This is a genomic window from Bradyrhizobium sp. RDM12 (genome assembly GCF_051917485.1).
GTDB lineage: Bacteria > Pseudomonadota > Alphaproteobacteria > Rhizobiales > Xanthobacteraceae > Bradyrhizobium.
Window position 1 is genome coordinate 5,055,984 of sequence record NZ_CM133064.1, and the last position, 16,514, is coordinate 5,072,497.

Annotated in this window: 9 protein-coding genes and 3 pseudogenes; 6 read left to right on the plus strand and 6 right to left on the minus strand. The window is 66.0% G+C overall.

Annotated elements, in window-relative coordinates; all coding sequences use genetic code 11:
* Positions 1-14: 14 nt before the first annotated feature.
* Entirely contained in the window at positions 15-785 is a 771-nt protein-coding gene (locus tag ACTGJ9_RS24775; protein WP_456673232.1) for a DUF502 domain-containing protein, read from the plus strand.
* Between the two features lie 108 nt (positions 786-893).
* A pseudogene (locus ACTGJ9_RS24780) lies at positions 894-1,745 on the plus strand (NAD(P)-dependent oxidoreductase); the annotation flags it as partial.
* Positions 1,746-1,798: 53 nt separating this feature from the next.
* Here the strand turns inward: ACTGJ9_RS24780 and recG are convergent.
* Positions 1,799-3,901 (minus strand): annotated as a pseudogene (gene recG, locus ACTGJ9_RS24785) (ATP-dependent DNA helicase RecG); the annotation flags it as partial.
* Between the two features lie 185 nt (positions 3,902-4,086).
* Between recG and ACTGJ9_RS24790 the strand changes: the two are divergent.
* Both ACTGJ9_RS24790 and mfd read left to right on the plus strand, forming a co-directional pair.
* Complete coding sequence (locus tag ACTGJ9_RS24790) at positions 4,087-4,380, plus strand: FAD assembly factor SdhE (RefSeq protein ID WP_456673233.1); 294 nt, start codon at positions 4,087-4,089, stop codon at positions 4,378-4,380.
* A pseudogene (gene mfd, locus ACTGJ9_RS24795) lies at positions 4,377-7,893 on the plus strand (transcription-repair coupling factor). Before ACTGJ9_RS24790 ends, mfd begins: the two are co-directional and overlap by 4 nt.
* Positions 7,894-8,011: 118 nt before the next feature.
* On the opposite strand, the gene ACTGJ9_RS24800 reads toward mfd, so the two are convergent.
* The 3 genes from ACTGJ9_RS24800 to ACTGJ9_RS24810 form a co-directional block, all read right to left on the minus strand.
* The gene (locus ACTGJ9_RS24800; protein WP_456673234.1) at positions 8,012-9,235 is read right to left on the minus strand and encodes a GGDEF domain-containing protein; all 1,224 of its coding nucleotides are present in this window, start codon (positions 9,233-9,235) and stop codon (positions 8,012-8,014) included.
* 84 nt (positions 9,236-9,319) lie between these two features.
* Entirely contained in the window at positions 9,320-10,822 is a 1,503-nt protein-coding gene (locus tag ACTGJ9_RS24805) for an AMP-binding protein (RefSeq protein WP_456673235.1), read from the minus strand.
* Positions 10,823-10,826: 4 nt separating this feature from the next.
* A complete protein-coding gene (locus ACTGJ9_RS24810; protein ID WP_456673236.1) occupies positions 10,827-12,686 on the minus strand; it encodes an extracellular solute-binding protein in 1,860 nt (619 codons plus the stop codon).
* Positions 12,687-12,946: 260 nt separating this feature from the next.
* On the opposite strand from ACTGJ9_RS24810, the gene ACTGJ9_RS24815 reads away from it, so the two are divergent.
* Entirely contained in the window at positions 12,947-13,765 is an 819-nt protein-coding gene (locus ACTGJ9_RS24815; RefSeq protein ID WP_456673237.1) for an invasion associated locus B family protein, read from the plus strand.
* A 97-nt stretch (positions 13,766-13,862) separates the two neighbouring features.
* Here ACTGJ9_RS24815 and hspQ read toward each other — a convergent pair whose 3' ends face one another.
* A complete protein-coding gene (hspQ, locus tag ACTGJ9_RS24820; protein ID WP_354138138.1) occupies positions 13,863-14,195 on the minus strand; it encodes a heat shock protein HspQ in 333 nt (110 codons plus the stop codon).
* Between the two features lie 106 nt (positions 14,196-14,301).
* Here hspQ and ACTGJ9_RS24825 point away from each other — a divergent pair, with 106 nt between their 5' ends.
* Positions 14,302-15,255 (plus strand): AEC family transporter, encoded by a 954-nt coding sequence (locus ACTGJ9_RS24825; protein ID WP_456673238.1) that lies wholly within the window; start codon positions 14,302-14,304, stop codon positions 15,253-15,255.
* A gap of 19 nt (positions 15,256-15,274) precedes the next feature.
* Here the strand turns inward: ACTGJ9_RS24825 and ACTGJ9_RS24830 are convergent, their stop codons facing one another.
* A complete protein-coding gene (locus ACTGJ9_RS24830; protein ID WP_456673239.1) occupies positions 15,275-16,459 on the minus strand; it encodes a UbiH/UbiF family hydroxylase in 1,185 nt (394 codons plus the stop codon).
* Between the last annotated feature and the right edge of the window lie 55 nt (positions 16,460-16,514).

Below are 16,514 nucleotides of genomic sequence, written 5' to 3' on the forward strand. Positions count from 1 at the left end.
GACCTGGAACCAGAATGACCACCCGCGACGACGCGCCTGCGCCTCTTGACCCCGCCCCGGAACCGCACACCGGCCTGATGGGCCGTTTTCGTAATTATTTCTTGACCGGCCTCATTGTCACGGGGCCGATCGCGATCACCTTCTATCTCGTCTGGTGGTTCGTCACCTGGGTCGACGGCGTGGTGCGTCCGTTTGTTCCGCTCGCGTATCGACCGGAAACCTATCTGCCGTACGTCATCCCGGGCTGGGGACTGGTTGTCGCATTCTTCACGCTGACACTGGTCGGATTCCTCGCAGCGAACCTGATCGGCCGCACGCTGGTCGATGTCGGCGAGACCTTGCTCGGCCGGATCCCGGCAGTGCGCGCGATCTATCGCGGCCTCAAGCAGGTGTTCGAGACGTTGTTTTCGGGCAAGGGCTCCAGCTTCCGCAAAGTCGGCCTCGTCGAGTTTCCATCGCCCGGCATGTGGTCGATCGTGCTGATCTCGCAATCGCCGAACGAGGACATCGCGCGCAGCCTGCCGGGGCAGGAACAACATGTCTCGGTGTTTCTGCCGTGCTCGCCGAACCCGACCACCGGCTTCTTCTTCTACGTGCCGAGGAGCAAGATCATCGAGGTCGACCTCAGCGCCGAGGATGCCGCGACGCTGATCATGTCCGCCGGCGTGGTGCAGCCGGGTGCCGCGCCCGACTCGAAGAAGGCCGCCGCACTCGCCGGCATGGCGAATGCCGCGCGCATCGCCAACGCCTCCACGCTCCAGCCCGAGCCTGCGAAGGCGGAGTAGGGCTATTCCGCGGCGGGATGGCCTGGGATCACGCGGGCGTTCGCATCCTCTGCTAATGTTCCGGTCGAACTGAGCGTCAATGCTCGGAATTCGAACCGGAGTGCCCCGATGTCGAAAACCATTGCGATCCTCGCGCCCGGTGCCATGGGCAGCGCGGTGGCCCGCCGCCTCACCGAAAACGGCGCGCGCGTGCTGACGTCCTTGCAAGGGCGCAGCAAGGCGACGCTGAAACGTGCCGCGGATGCCGGCATGATCGGCGCCGAGGACGAGGCTATCGCGGACGCCGACATCATCCTCTCGATCGTGCCGCCGGGCGAGGCGGTGGCGCTGGCCGAGCGGCTCGCCGCATTGATCGTGAAACGTAACAAGAAGCCGGTCGTGATCGACTGCAACGCCGTCAACGTCGACACAGTGAAGCGGATCGAGGAGATCATCGGCTCGGCGCAGGCGCCGTTCGTCGACGGCGGCATCATCGGCTTTCCGCCGCAGCCCGGCGGCAAGAGTCCGGCATTCTACATGTCAGGCGAACATGCCGGGGATGTCGCGGTGCTCAGGGAATTCGGGCTCGACATGCGCATCGTCGAAGGCCCGGTGGGTGCCGCCTCCGCGCTCAAGATGTCCTACGCCGGCATCGTCAAGGGCCTCGCCGGGATCGGCGCCGCCATGGTGGTCGCCGCGACGAAAGCGGGAGCCGCTGATGCGCTGCGCGACGAGCTCGCGCTCAGCCAGCCCGCGATCCTGACGCGGCTCGAAGTCGCGCTGCCCGACATGATCCCAAAGGCCTATCGCTGGGTCGCGGAGATGCAGGAGATTTCCGGCTTCCTGGGGCCGGATCATCCGGCAAGCGAGATCTACCGAGGTTTTGCCAGATGGTTCGGGCACCTGGCCGGGGACGCAAAGGGCGAGGCGGTCGATGCCTCGCTGTTGAAGGCGTTTGCCGCCAATATCGGGAAGAAAAAGCCTAACCGGCAGGCATTTCGCTGCGCTCGCAGCGACGAGGAGGCGGCGCTATCCGCTCCGATCAGCGGGATCGCCTCGTCCCGCTCGTACAGATACAGCAGGCAGCGCAGCGCTTCGCCGCGCTCCCCTTTGAGCTTCGGATCGTCCTGCATGATGCGCAGGGCCTCGTCGCGGGCTTGCGCGATAAGCTGGCCGTGGACCTCCGGGCGCGCGATGCGGTAGCCGGGCAGGCCGCTCTGGCGGACGCCGAGCACGTCGCCTTCGCCGCGCAATTTCAGATCCTCTTCGGCGATACGAAACCCGTCGGTGGTCTCACGGATCACTTTCAGCCGTGCCTTCGACATTTCGCCGAGCGGTTCGCTGTACAGCAAAATGCAGGTCGAGGCCTCCGAGCCGCGCCCGATGCGGCCGCGCAGCTGGTGCAGCTGGGCGAGGCCGAAGCGTTCGGCATTCTCGATCACCATGATGGTGGCGGCCGGCACGTCGACACCGACCTCGACCACGGTGGTTGCGACCAGAAGCCCGATCTCGTGCGCGGCGAACTGGCCCATCACGCGATCCTTCTCGGTGCCTTTCATTTGGCCGTGGACGAGGCCGACGCGATCGCCGAAGCGCTTCTGCAGGTTCTCGAAGCGCTTGGTCGCGTTGGTGAGATGCTCGATCCCCTCGGCCTCGGATTCCTCGACCAGCGGGCAGATCCAGTACACCAGCTTGCCGGACTCGAGCGCGCGGCCGACGCCGTCCATGACCTCGCCGAGCCGGCTCATGGCCACGGCGCGGGTGTCGATCGGCTGGCGGCCGGCGGGCTTTTCGCGCAACTCGCTGATGTCCATGTCGCCGAAATAGGTCAGCACCAGCGTGCGCGGGATCGGCGTTGCGCTCAGCACCAGCACGTCGACGGCTTCGCCCTTCGAGGTCAGCGCCAGGCGCTCGCGCACGCCGAAGCGGTGCTGCTCGTCGACGATGGCCAACGCCAGATCGTGGAAGATCACGTCGTCCTGGATCAGGGCATGGGTGCCGACGAGGAGATCGATCTCGCCCTCGGCGAGTTCAGTGATGATCTGGCGCCGCTCCTTGCCCTTTTCGCGGCCGGTGAGGATCGCGACCCGCATCCCGGCGCGCTCGGCGAGCGGAGCAATGGTCTTGATGTGCTGGCGCGCCAGAATTTCGGTCGGGGCCATCAGCGAGGCCTGCTTGCCGACTTCGGCCACAGCGGCGGCCGCCAGCAGCGCGACCACGGTTTTGCCGGAGCCGACGTCGCCCTGGAGCAGGCGCAGCATGCGCACGGGCTGTTGCAGATCGTTCGCGATCGCCGCAGCTGCGTCGCGTTGGGACGACGTGAGCGCATAGGGCAAGGCATCGATGATCTTGTGGCGCAGGTGCCCGTCACCGGCATTGCGCACCCCGGCGGGGCGGCGCAGCTGCGCGCGGATCAAAGCGAGCGCGAGCTGGCCGGCAAGCAGCTCGTCGAAGGCGAGGCGCGACCAGAATGGCTTTTCGGGCAGAATGTCCGTCAGCTCGACCGGCTGGTGCACGCGATTGAGCGCTTCCGCGATCGGCGGGAAGTTGCAGCGACGCAGCACCTCCGGACTGATCCACTCGGGCAGGGCGGGGAGCTTCAGAAGCGCCTGCGCGACCGCGCGGCGGAGCGAGCCGAGCGCGAGGCCCTCGGTGAGCGGATAGATGGGGTCGATGCCCGAGAGCTTCGAGATCGCCTCCTCGTCGAGCACGCGGTCGGGATGCACGATCTGCGGGATGCCGTCATACATCTGCAGCGTGCCGGAGACGAAGCGCTTCGCGCCCATCGGCAGCAGCTTCTCGACGTAGCCGGGCTTGGCGCGGAAGAAGGTAAGCACGACGTCGCCGGTGTCGTCGCTGGCATAGACCAGATACGGCGCGCGGGCGTTGCGCGGCGGGGGCGGACGATGGCGGTCGACGGTGACCTCCAGCGTCACCATGGTTCCCTGGACCGCGTCGCGGATTTTCGGCCGCGCCCGGCGGTCGATGACCTGGCTCGGCAGATGCAGCAGCAAATCGACCAGCCGCGGCGTCTCGTTGCGGCTGAGCAGATATTGCAGCAGCTTGTCCTGCTTCGGACCGACGCCGGGCAGGCTGGTCACGGGAGCAAACAGCGGATTGAGCAGGCTGGGGCGCATGAGAGCAGATCTAGGATCGTTTCGGCTCGTCATGCCCGGCTTTATGCCGGGCATCCACGGCTTTTTTCGCAGTCCTTCGCGGGCATCAAGCCATGCCAAATCGAGGGCTGACACGGCAGGTTCGAGTAGCTATATCACCCCGGCCCGGCACGTCCGGGCTTTCTGCGTTTGACTGGATTTGAGACATGACGGGAACGACACGATCAAGCAACGGGCTGGACGACCGCCGCAAGCGGTTGCTGTTCCGTTGCTGGCACCGCGGCACGCGCGAGATGGACCTGATCCTCGGCCGCTTCGCGGATGCCGAGATCGCCCATCTCTCCGAGGTTGAATTGACCGAGCTCGAGACCCTGCTCGAAGAGTCCGATCCCCATCTTTATGCCGCCATCACCACCGGTGACAAGGTGCTGTCACCTGATGTCACCGGTACGCTGTTTGCCCGCATCAAGGCGTTCCCGATCACGGACGGCGATTTATGAAACCGGGTTTGAAGTCGCCGGCCGGGCTGCTCACGCCCGGCCGCGCGCTAACGCTTGCCAATGTCGCGGAAGGCGCCGAGGGGCTCGTCGTCTCCGATCTCGCCCGCGCCATTGCGGCGCGGCCGAAAAAGCCGGCCGTCAGTCTTGCCGTGGTCTGCCGCGACGGTCCGCGGATGCAACAGCTCGAACGCGCGCTGCAATTCTTCGCGCCCGATCTGCCGGTGCTGACCTTTCCGGCTTGGGACTGCCAACCCTATGACCGTGTCTCGCCACATGGCGGAGTCCTGGCGCAGCGCCTGACGACGCTGGCGCGGCTCGCCCGCTCACCGGCAGCGACAAGCCGCTGATCGTGCTGACCACGGTGAACGCAATCGTGCAGCGCGTGCCCGCGCGCGAGCTCGTCGCGGCGCAGGCTCTGTCGGTTGCGCCCGGCAATGTCGTGCCGATGGACACCATCGTCGCCTGGCTGGAGCACAACGGCTACAATCGCTCCTCGACGGTGCGCGAACCCGGCGAATATGCCGTGCGCGGCGGCATTCTCGACTTGTTTCCGGCCGGCCTCGAACAGCCGGTCCGGTTCGACTTCTTCGGCGACAGCCTGGAATCGATCCGCACTTTCGACGCCGAGACCCAGCGCACGCTGCTCGACATGCGCGCGCTCGACCTGGTGCCGATCTCGGAATTCCAGCTCGTCACCGACACCATCCGCCGCTTCCGCATGGGCTATGTCGCCGAGTTCGGCGCGCCCGATCGCGATGACGCGCTGTACGAGGCCGTCAGCGAAGGCCGCCGCCATCCTGGCATGGAGCACTGGCTGCCGCTGTTCCAGGACCGGATGGACACGCTGTTCGACTATCTGCAAGGTGCGGCCGTCGCGATCGAGCCGCAGGCCGAAGATGCCGTCCGCGAGCGCTTCAAGCAGATCCAGGACTACTACGAGGCTCGCCGCGATGCGATGGAGCATCCCGGCGGCGGCGCCATCTACAAGCCGCTGCCGCCTGATCGGCTCTATTTGACCGAGGACGAGTGGGGCAAGCGTCTTGGCGATATCCCGTTGGCGCGGCTGACGCAGTTCTCCGTACCGGCCGACGGTACTCGGTCGTCGATGCCGGTGCCCGCAAGGGCCGCGACTTCGCGCCCGAGCGTAACGACAGCACGGTCAACGTGTTCGAGTCCGTCGTCGCGCATGTCATGGGCCTGCAGGCGAACCGCAAAAAGGTCGTGATCGCACTCTGGAGCGAAGGCTCGCGCGATCGCATGACCTCGATGCTGCGCGACCACAAGCTGACCCACACCACCAGTGTCAATGCCTGGCGGACGGTGCAAGCGACGCCGCGCAACGAGACGATGCTCGCCGTGCTCGGCCTCGAAAGCGGGTTCGAGACCGACGAGATCGCCATCATCAGCGAGCAGGACATCCTCGGCGACCGCCTGGTGCGGACGCGCAAGGCCAGCCGCAAGCTCGACAACTTCATCTCGGAGATCACGAGCCTTACCGCGGGCGACATCGTGGTCCACGCCGATCACGGCATCGGCCGCTTCGTCGGCCTGCAGACACTCGACGTCGCCGGGGCGCCGCATGACTGCCTCGAGCTGCGCTATGCCGCCGACGCAAAACTGTTCCTGCCGGTAGAGAACATCGAGCTGCTGTCGCGCTACGGCTCGGACCAGACCACGGTCGAACTCGATCGTCTCGGTGGTTCCGGCTGGCAGACCCGCAAGGCAAAACTCAAGAACCGCATCCGCGAGATCGCGGGCGAGCTGATCAAGATCGCCGCTGCGCGCCATTTGCACGAGGCACCCAAGCTGCCGGTGCAGCAAGGCATCTATGACGAGTTCTGCGCACGCTTCCCCTATGACGAGACCGAGGACCAGTTGGGGGCCATCGAATCCACCCTGAAGGACCTCGAACTCGGCCGGCCCATGGACCGCCTGATCTGCGGCGACGTCGGCTTTGGCAAGACCGAGGTCGCGCTCCGCGCGGCGTTTGCCGTTGCGCTCGAAGGCAAGCAGGTCGCGGTCGTGGTGCCGACCACGCTGCTCGCCCGCCAGCATCACAGGACCTTCACCGAGCGCTTCAAGGGCTTTCCGGTGAACGTGGCGCAGGCCTCGCGCCTGGTCCCGACCAAGCAGCTCAACCTGGTCAAGAAGGGCATCGCCGACGGTTCGGTCGATATCGTCGTCGGGACCCATGCGCTGCTCGGCAAGGCCATCAAATTCCGCGATCTCGGCCTCGTCATCGTCGACGAGGAGCAGCATTTCGGTGTCACGCACAAGGAGCGGCTGAAGGCGCTGCGCTCCGAGGTGCACGTGCTGACGCTGTCGGCGACGCCGATCCCGCGCACGCTGCAACTGGCGCTGACCGGTGTCCGCGAGCTCTCGATCATTGCCTCGCCCCCGGTCGATCGTCTCGCGGTCCGCACCTTCGTCGCCCCGCACGATCCGTTGATGATCCGCGAGGCGCTGTTGCGCGAGCGCTATCGCGGCGGCCAGGCGTTCTACGTGGTGCCGCGCATCGACGACCTCGCCGAGGTCAAGGATTTCCTCGACAAGCACGTGCCGGAGATGAAGGTCGCGGTCGCGCACGGCCAGATGCCGCCCGCCGTGATCGAGGACATCATGACCGCGTTCTACGACGGCAAGTTCGACATCCTGCTGTCGACCACCATCGTCGAATCCGGCCTCGACATTCCCAACGCCAACACGCTGATCGTGCACCGCGCCGACATGTTCGGGCTCGCCCAGCTCTACCAGCTCCGCGGCCGCGTCGGTCGTTCCAAGCTGCGGGCCTATGCGCTGTTCACGCTGCCGGCACAGCAGAAGATCACGGCCCAGGCCGAGCGCCGGCTCACCGTGCTCCAATCGCTTGAGACGCTGGGCGCCGGCTTCCAGCTCGCCTCGCACGACCTCGACATCCGCGGCGCGGGCAATCTCTTGGGCGAGGAGCAGTCCGGCCACATCAAGGAGGTCGGCTTCGAGCTCTACCAGTCGATGCTGGAGGAGGCGATCGTCAACCTCAAGGCTGGCGTGTCCGAGCCGGCCGCCGACCGCTGGTCGCCGACGATCACCATCGGAATGCCGGTGCTGATCCCCGAGGATTACGTCGGCGATCTCTCGGTCCGGCTGTCGCTGTACCGGCGTCTCGCCGATCTCGACAGCGAGGAGGAGATCGAGAACTTTGGCGCCGAGATGCGCGACCGTTTCGGCGTGCTGCCGGACGAGGTGCGCTATCTCTTCAAGGTCGCCGCGATCAAGGCGTTCTGCCGCCAGGCCAATGTCGAGAAAATCGATGCCGGTCCGAAGGGAGCCGTCATCACTTTCCGCGACAATTCATTCGCCCATCCCGACCGTCTGGTGAGCTTCATCCGCAGCCATGGCCAGGCCGCCAAGGTGCGGCCGGACATGAAGGTCGTGTTCCTGCAGGATTGGGAGACGCCGGAGGAGCGCCTCGCCGGGACCACCGAGATCATGCGACAGCTGGCGCAACTCGCGCAGAAAAAGAAGGCGGCATAGGTGAGGTGAGGTGCGGTAGGGTAGGCAAAGGCGCTCTTGCGCCGTGCCCACCATTTTTCCGCGACGATAGATGTGGTGGGCTCGCTTCGCTTTGCCCCCTATGAGATCGAGATCGTAGCTACGACGCTGCCCTTGACGCGTCAGCCGACAGCCGTCCGAGCAGCGACCTTGCCGTATCCGACGGCGATAGTGAATCTACGCTGACCACGGGATCGCTGCGCATCTCGTGCTTCCCGTTGGAGGTGTGCTTCATCACCGCCGACAGGCGACGGGCGATCATGTGGGCCGTGCGGAAGTCGGTCTCGGCGAACACCACGATCACCGAGCCGTCCTTCTGCGCTGTGCCGAAATCCATCTGCCGCATCAGGCGGCTGAGGATGCGTGCGGCATCGAGTTGCGCGCGAGGATTGCCGGGATCGAAGGCGAAGCGCGCCACCGACAGGCCGCCGCCGCGGGCGAGCGTCTGCTCGACCGCCTTGGCAAAATCGCGGGCGAAAGCTTCCACGGTCAACAGGCCGCTGCGCGGATCGAGCCAGCCGCCCGCGTCGATCGAGCGCAGCGTGCGGCTCAGTTGCGCTTCGATCGCGTGTTGGCGGATCAGCGGCAGCGCATTGGCCGCGACCTTGGCAGGCTCGCCTGCGATCAGCTCGAGATTGGGCAGGTCGTAGCTCTGGGTGAGCTGGTGCGCGGTGACGACCACGGGCAGGTTGCGGAAGCGCGTATCCTCCGCGAGCACCGTGAGGAAGGCATCGGTGACACGCGGGGTGAAACCGTCCGAGAGCACGACGCCATCGATGTCCCGGGTGTTGAGGTGTTTTGCCGCGGCCTCGATCGAGAGCGCGCCGACCACACCCGTCCGCTCGCCGAGTGCGACGGAGAGCGCAGGGTAGGCTGCGCCGCGGCCGATCAAGAGCACGACGGCATCGCGCACCGGATCGGTCTCCGGCACCGCCACCTTCGCCTCGGGCAGCCGGCGCAGCACGGTCGCGTGCAGCGTGCGGATGCGGATCGCGGCGCGCAAGCGCGCGATCAGGCGTTCGCCAGCGTTGCCGCGCGTGGCGAAGGGCAGGGCGTTGTGGGGCAGCGAAGCCTGCGCATCCAGCGCGACCAGCGGGAGATAAAGCGGCTGATCGGCGACCCTCTTGGCGAGCAAAGCCATCTGCGGCTCGTGTCCAGCGGACATGGCGGCGAGGACGGCGGCCGGCTGCACCTCGCTGACGGCGCGTGCGGCGCTCGCCCAATCGCTGTCGACGACGGGAAAGAGACGGGCCTCGTCCAGCGCCGCAATGAAGGTGGGGCGCTCGGCATTGGACACAAACAGGATCGGGCCCGCTTGGGACATGGGATACTCTGATCACGCAATCGATGCTGCGCAATCTAGTCCGGCCGCCTTAATGCAGCGTCAATGGTTTCGGCGAAACTGCGCCTAGATCGGCCCCGAGCGGTCGCGAAAAGCCTCGACCATCAAGGGGTTAAGGCCCAGCTCGCTGAGCGCCTCGCGGGCTCGGGTATTGTCCTGGGCCCGGCCGGCCAGCCGATGGCCCGAGAGGCGATCGGGCAGGGCGGTCAGCAGCGCGCCCTGGCCGAGCCGGCGTGCCCATTCCTGGAGGTCGTTGGAAAGGAAGCGATAGCCCCCGACCGCCATGATGCCGGAGGGCGGCGCGGTGATGCAGATGGCGCCGCTGGCGCGATCGATCCGCGCGGCGTAGCCGGTGTCGACATAATCGCGCGGCGGCTGCGCAATCAGCGTCTCGCCGACCGGCTGCGGCGGCGCGTAAGCCGCGATCGGCACCATCGGACCGCGCAGGCCGAGCGTGCCCTTCGGTGTCAGCAGGATTTCGCCCGCGATCGAAGAGCCGGATTGCTCGCGCGGGGCGCCGTGCGGTCCCGGCATCATCGCCACCGGCACGCCGTCCTCGCCGCGCCGGGCACCGAACAGCCCGGCCTCGCCGAACAGATAGACGTCCGTAAGCGGCGCATGCGGCGCGATCCAGGCTTCGCTCGCGGCCACCTGCTCCGGCGCGCGCCAGAGCCCGATGACGTTGCGCAAGGTCGGCATCCGTGCCGCGAGGCTGGAATCGCCAAGCCGCAGCGCAAGCTGGGCCGGCGCGATCAGCACGTCGCATGCGTGCTCGTTGATCTGCTGCTCCAGCACCTCGCTCTCGAACGGATGATGCAGTGCCAGCGTGCCGCCGCAAAGCAGCCACACTGCGAGCGAGGAGGCGAGGCCCGCGAACGACATCGGCGTGAACGCCGCCATCACCGTCGCACCCTGCTGGATGTCGGCCTCCAGCGACATCGCAAGCCCGCCCGCGATCAGGCTGAAATGCGGCCGCGGTACCGGGCGGAAGCCCTCGGCCGTGACATCGAAGGAGATCATCGCCGCCTTGCGGCCGTCCTGGATCACCGCGCGCGTGGTGCCGGGCGGGCGCGCCAGCACCTCGTCGAGCGAGGCCATGCCCTCGGGCAGATCAGCACCAAAGCCAAAGACGTGGCGGATCGAGAAGGCCTCGGCGGCGGCGTGCATCGCGAGGTCGGAATAGCTGACGCCGTCGACCTTGCTCATGGTGACGATGGCGCGCGCCGCGGTGCGGTTGAGTGCGGCTGCCAGTTCCGCCTGCCGCCACAGCAGCGGCAGCACGGCGACCACCAGGCCGGCACGATGGGCGGCGAGCACCGTCAGCACGAACTCGACCGTGGAAGGCAGCTGGATCGCGATCACCGAATTGGCCGGCAGGCCCGATTCGACGAAATGCGCCGACAGCGCATCGATGGCCGTGTCGGCTTCGGCGTAGGTCAGCCGCCGCGGCTGGTGTCCGGTGATGCGGGATTTGTTGAGGGGATCGAGCAAAGCGGGCGCGTGCGGCTGCCGCATCAGCGTCCGCTGGAACAGCGTGTCGAGCGTCGGCGATACGGCTGGCTGGTTCACGGCGTCACTTCGCTGGACTGGCTTGAGGCTCACTCTTCGACCACCAGGTCTCCGGCAGATAGCCGGACAACGCAGTGGTCGATGGCCGTTCTATCCGATTCCAGCGCGCGATCCATTGCTCGGATACGTTAAACAGGGGGATTGTGTAGCAGCCGGCGATCAAAGCGCGGTCGAGCGCCCGCACTGCGGCGACAAAATCCGTATGATCACGGGCCTCCAGCAGGGCCCTGATCATGGCATCGACCGCGGGATCCTTGGCGCCCATGTAGTTGCGGGTGCCCGGACTGTCCGCGGCAGCACTTCCCCAATAGAAATATTGCTCGTTGCCGGGCGACAGCGACTGGTCCCATCGGTTCTGGATCATGTCGAACTCGTAAGACAGCCGGCGCTGGTCGAACTGCACCGGATCGACCGAACGCACGCTCGCCGCGATACCGGCGCGCTTGAGGTCGCGCTGGAACGCGAGCGCGATGCGCTCCTGGTCGCGGGTCGGCACCAGCATCTCGAAGGTGAAGGGTGCCTTGGTCGCACTGTTGCGCAGCACGGTGCCGTCGAGATCGTAACCGGCCTCGGACAAGAGCTTGAGTGCTGCGCGCAGTGTCGTCCGGTCGCGCCCCGAGCCGTCGGTGACGGGAAGCCGGTAGCTGCCGTCCATGATCTCAGGCGGAATTTGCGCGACGAAAGGCTTTAAGAGCTCGCGCTCGCGCGCATCCGCGGGCCGGGCATAGGCCGACAGGTCGGAGCCCGCAAAATAGCCGGCGACGCGCGAATAGAGTGAGAAAAAATAGTTGCGATTGACCAGCTCGAAATCGAACAGCAGCGTCAGCGCCTGGCGCACGCGGATGTCGGCGAAGATCGGGCGGCGGGTGTTGAACACCAGGAATTCCGAGGGCTGCGGCACGCCGGGCTTGATCGTGTCGCGGATCACCTCGCCGCTTCTGGCTGCCGGAAAATCGTAGCCTTCGTGCCAGCGCAGCGGCTCGTTCTCGACGCGGAAATCATAGAGGCCGCGCTTGAAGGCTTCGAACTGGCCGTTGGCCTCGCGATAATAGTCGAGCCGGATCTCGTCGAAATTGAACAGCCCGCGATTGATCGGGAGATCGCGGCCCCAATAATCGCGATTGCGCGAGAGCGTCACGCTGGCGCCTGGTTTCACGGCGGTGACGCGATACGGGCCCGAGGCAATCGGCCCGGTCAGCGTCGTCTCCTCGAAGGTCGCGACGTCGACGGCATGCTTCGGCAGGATCGGCATCAGGCCGAGGATCAGCGGCAGCTCGCGGTCGTTGGCGCCGGTGATGTCAAAGCGGATTGTGAGGGGATCGGGTGCCCAGGCCTTGCCAACCTTGGTGTAATATTGCCGGAGGTTGGGACGGCCGTGGTCGCGCAGCAGCTGCCAGGAGAACAATACGTCCTCCGCAAGCACCGGCTTGCCGTCGGAGAAGCGGGCGCGGGGATCGAGACGGAAAGTGACGTAACTTCGCTCGTCGTCGGTCTCGACGGATTTGGCCAGCAGGCCATAAAGCGTGAACGGCTCGTTCTGGCCGCGCGCCAGCAGGCTTTCGACGACGTAGTTTCGGATCGGCTGTACGGCCAGTCCCTTGACGATGAAGGGGTTGAGGCTGTCGAAGGTGCCGAGGAGGCCCCAGGTCAGCCGGCCGCCCTTGGGGGCATCGGGGTTGGCATAGGGCATGTGGGTGAAATCGGCCGGCAGCGCCGGCTTGCCGTGCATGGCGATTGCGTGGTCTTCCTCGGCCCTGGCGCCGCTGACCGGCAGGCCGACGGTGAGAGCCAGGCTATTGAGGACCGCGGCAAGGCTGCAGAGGCGGACACCGGGGCCCTCGAGCAGGCGCTGGAACATGAACATTCGGACACGTTGATTCGAGGGCCGGCGAGGGCTGAATCCTATCACAGGGATTTCACTGAGCGTCCGTCCGGAGACAGCCAAAAATGCTTGTCGGCATTGATCTTTCCGTCGACCGCGTTAAGAAGGCACGCAATCGCGCAAGAGCGCCGAGCCCGTCACGCATCTGCCTCAATTGACGGGGAGAGAGCCGCGCCCAAGGCGGCTTGTTTCGGTGCTTCGGAGCGGTTCGGGCACTTCCCGTTCAGAAAGGGTTTTCTGCAATGAATTTCCGTTATTTGGCCGCGTCCGTCCGGCCGCGCGGGCGACTTCTCGCCCTGTTGACGGCGACGGCGTTGGTCGTTCCGTTTGCCGCCGAGGCCCAGGCTCCGGCTCCGGGCGCGCCCGCGCCGAAAATTGCCCCGAAAGCCGCTCCGAAGGCTGCGCCCAAGGCACCGGCTCCGGCGCCCGCGCCGGCTCCCCAGGCCCAGCAGGCGCCCGCCCAGCCGGGCGCTCCGGCGGCGCAGGGTGGCCAGCCCGCGGATCAGCAGATCCAGCTGATTTACGCGCCTTGGACCAAGTTCTGCCTCAAGGGCCAGGACGCCAACGCCAAGCAGGTCTGCTTTACCGGCAAGGACGGCCGCATCGAATCGGGCCAGCCTGTCATCGCGGCTGTGATCATCGAGCCGGAAGGCGAGCCGAAGAAGATCCTGCGCGTGACGCTGCCGCTTGGCATGCAGCTGGTGCACGGCACGCGCATCATCGTCGACAACAACCCGCCGCTGCAGAGCCCGTATGTGATCTGCTTCCAGAACGGCTGCATGTCGGACTACGAAGCCACGCCCGAACTCATCGCCAATTTGAAGAAGGGCCAGAACCTCGTGGTGCAGGCGATCAACGCCAACGGTGCGCCGCTGACCCTGCCGCTGCCGCTCGCGGGCGAATTCCAGAAAGCCTATGACGGTCCGCCGACCGATCCGAAGGTGTTCGAGGAAACCCAGAAGAAGCTTCAGGAAGAGCTTCAGAAGAAGGCTGACGAGCAGCGCAAGAAGCTCGAGCAGCAGGGTGCGGCACCCGGCGCACCTCCGACGGCCCAGAAGTAATCGGGCTCAGATCCCGGACATGAAAAAGGCGCTCGGTTCGAGCGCCTTTTTTGCGGGCCGCTTGTCGGCGGTGACAGGTCGAGCAGGGACGGACGGCTCAGTTCAGCGAAGGATTGCGCGGGCGGTAGCCGCCATCCTTGCTCTTGATGAAGATCTCGGCGACCTGGGAATGCCGGATCGGCTCGCCGGACTCGTCGGGCAGCAGGTTCTGCTCGGACACGTAGGCGACGTACTCGGATTCCGCATTCTCCGCGAGCAGATGATAGAACGGCTGATCCTTGTGAGGCCGCACCTCCTCGGGAATCGACAGCCACCACTCCTCGGTGTTGTTGAACTCCGGATCGATGTCGAAAATCACCCCCCGGAACGAGAAGATCCGGTGGCGAACGACCTGACCGATCTGAAATTTGGCGGTCCGCGTTTTAATCATTCCCCGTCGATAGACCAGGATTGTGGCCGATGCTAGTGCCCTCACTTGGAATTAATGTCTGCTTAAGTAGCAGATAGCCGCCGGGTCTTCAGAAAACGCTTCATCAATGGTCGATATCCTCAATCTTGCATTACCTTATTTTGGCTTGATCTTCGTCGGTTTCGCGTGTGGCAAAGTCAAGTCACTACCGGAATCGGGCCTCGCCTGGATGAACTTCTTCCTGCTCTACGTGTCGCTGCCGGCGCTGCTGTTTGCGATCATGTCGAAGACGCCGTTCTCGGAATTGAACAACCCGCCGTTCCTGGTCGCGACCACGCTGTCGACCGTTGCCGCGTTCACGATCGCGCTGGTCGTCGGCAAGCTGCTCGGCGGCCTGACGCTGCGGGAAGCGACACTCGCGGGCCTGTCCGGCGGTTACGGCAACATCGGCTATATGGGGCCGGGGCTCGCGCTCGCAGTGCTCGGGCCGAAGGCGTCGGCGCCGACCGCGCTGATCTTCTGCTGCGACAGCATCTTCCTGTTCACGATCGTGCCGCTGCTGATCGAACTGTCCGACCGCGACCATCCCTCGATCGTGCATGCCTTCGGCGTCGTGCTGAAGCAGATCGTGCTCAACCCGCTGATCATGTCGGCCTGCTTTGGCGCAGCCGTGGCCGCGCTCCATATCGAACTGCCGGTCGCGCTCGACCGCACCATCACCTTCCTCCAGAACGCGGCAGCTCCGACAGCATTGTTCGTGCTCGGCGTGACCGTGGCGCTGCGCCCGTTCGACCGCGTGCCCTGGGAGGTGCCGGGCGTGATCGCGGTGAAGCTCCTAATCCATCCGCTCGCGGCGTTCGGCCTGATGCTGGCGTTCGGTCCGTTCGCGCAGCCCTGGGCCGCGACCGCTATCCTGATGGCCTCGCTGCCGCCGGCGCTGAATGTGTTCGTGATTGCTCGCCAGAACGATGCCTGGATCGAATCCGCCTCCGTCGCCGTCCTGCTCGGGACGTTCGCATCCGTGGTCACGCTGACCAGCGTGATGTGGTTGCTCCAGACCGGCCGGCTGGTGTTTCCGTAAGCGGCGACCAGCGCGGCGGCTACTTGCGCCACGTCGGCGTCAGCCCCTCGCGCATGGCAAAACGCCGGAGCGGACCGATGGCGCCGAGCAGGTGCATGCCGACCGCGCGGACCGGCTGCAGCGGCAGGAAATCGTTGAGCAGTGATCGATTGGCGATATCGATCGCAAAGGTCCGGCTTAAAATGTCCGGACGCCGCGCCCGGTCGTAGCGCTTGAGCACGTCGGCTGCGCCAGGATCCTGACCCGATGCGATGGCCGCGCCAGCCAGCCTCGCAATGTCGGCAGCATCCCGCAGACCGAGATTGAGGCCCTGGGCACCGATCGGTGGAACCACATGGGCGGCTTCGCCGACCAGCGCGATGCGGTCGCGCGCGAAGGAGTTTGGCCGTTCGATCGCCAGCGGAAACAAACTTCGGCCGGGCTCGACCGTCATGCGGCCGAGAATGGAATGCGACTGCTTCTCGATCGCGGCGGAGAGCTCTTCGTCGCTCAAGCCCCGCAGCCGCTCGGCCTCCGCGGGGGCCGAAACCCAGACGACGCTGGAACGGTCGCCGAGCAGGGGCACGAATACGCAGGGCCCGTGCGGCGTGTGGAACTCGGTCGAGACGTTGCGGTGCGGGCGGGCGTGGCTGACGTTGAAGGTCAGCGCCGTCTGCGTCAGGTCGCGCCGCGTCACGGCGATGTCGGCGGCCTCCCGGCACAGCGAGTGCCGGCCATCGGCGCCGACCACGAGCCGCGCGGTCAGGAATTGTCCGGAAGCCGTGCGGATCGCGACGTCATCGGCTTCGATGACGACGTTCTCGGCCTCGTCGTCGAAGCGGACGAGGTTGGGAAGCTCGGCCGCGCGCGCCTCGAGCGCCAGCATCAGCGAACGGTTGTCGATGTTGTAGCCGAACGCGTCGAGCGCGATCTCATGGCAGGAGAACCGAACCTCCGGCGCGCGGAACAGCCGCCCGGTATCGTCGACGAGGCGCATGACCACGAGCGCCGCCGCCTTGTCCCGGCAGCGCGGCCAGACGTCGAGGCTTTCCAGGAGATCGACTGAGGCACCCAGCAGCGCGGTGGTGCGATTGTCGGCGTAGGGCAGGCGCCGTGCCAGCAGCGCGGTCCGCGCGCCGGCCTGTGCCAATGCAATTCCTGCCGCAAGGCCTGCCGGTCCGCCGCCGATAACGCTGACGTCGAAGGGTGTGGATGCGTCTGTCATGGAACGACATTTGACACGCCCTGCGGCAAATACAAGCCCAGCTGTCTTGCCTGGT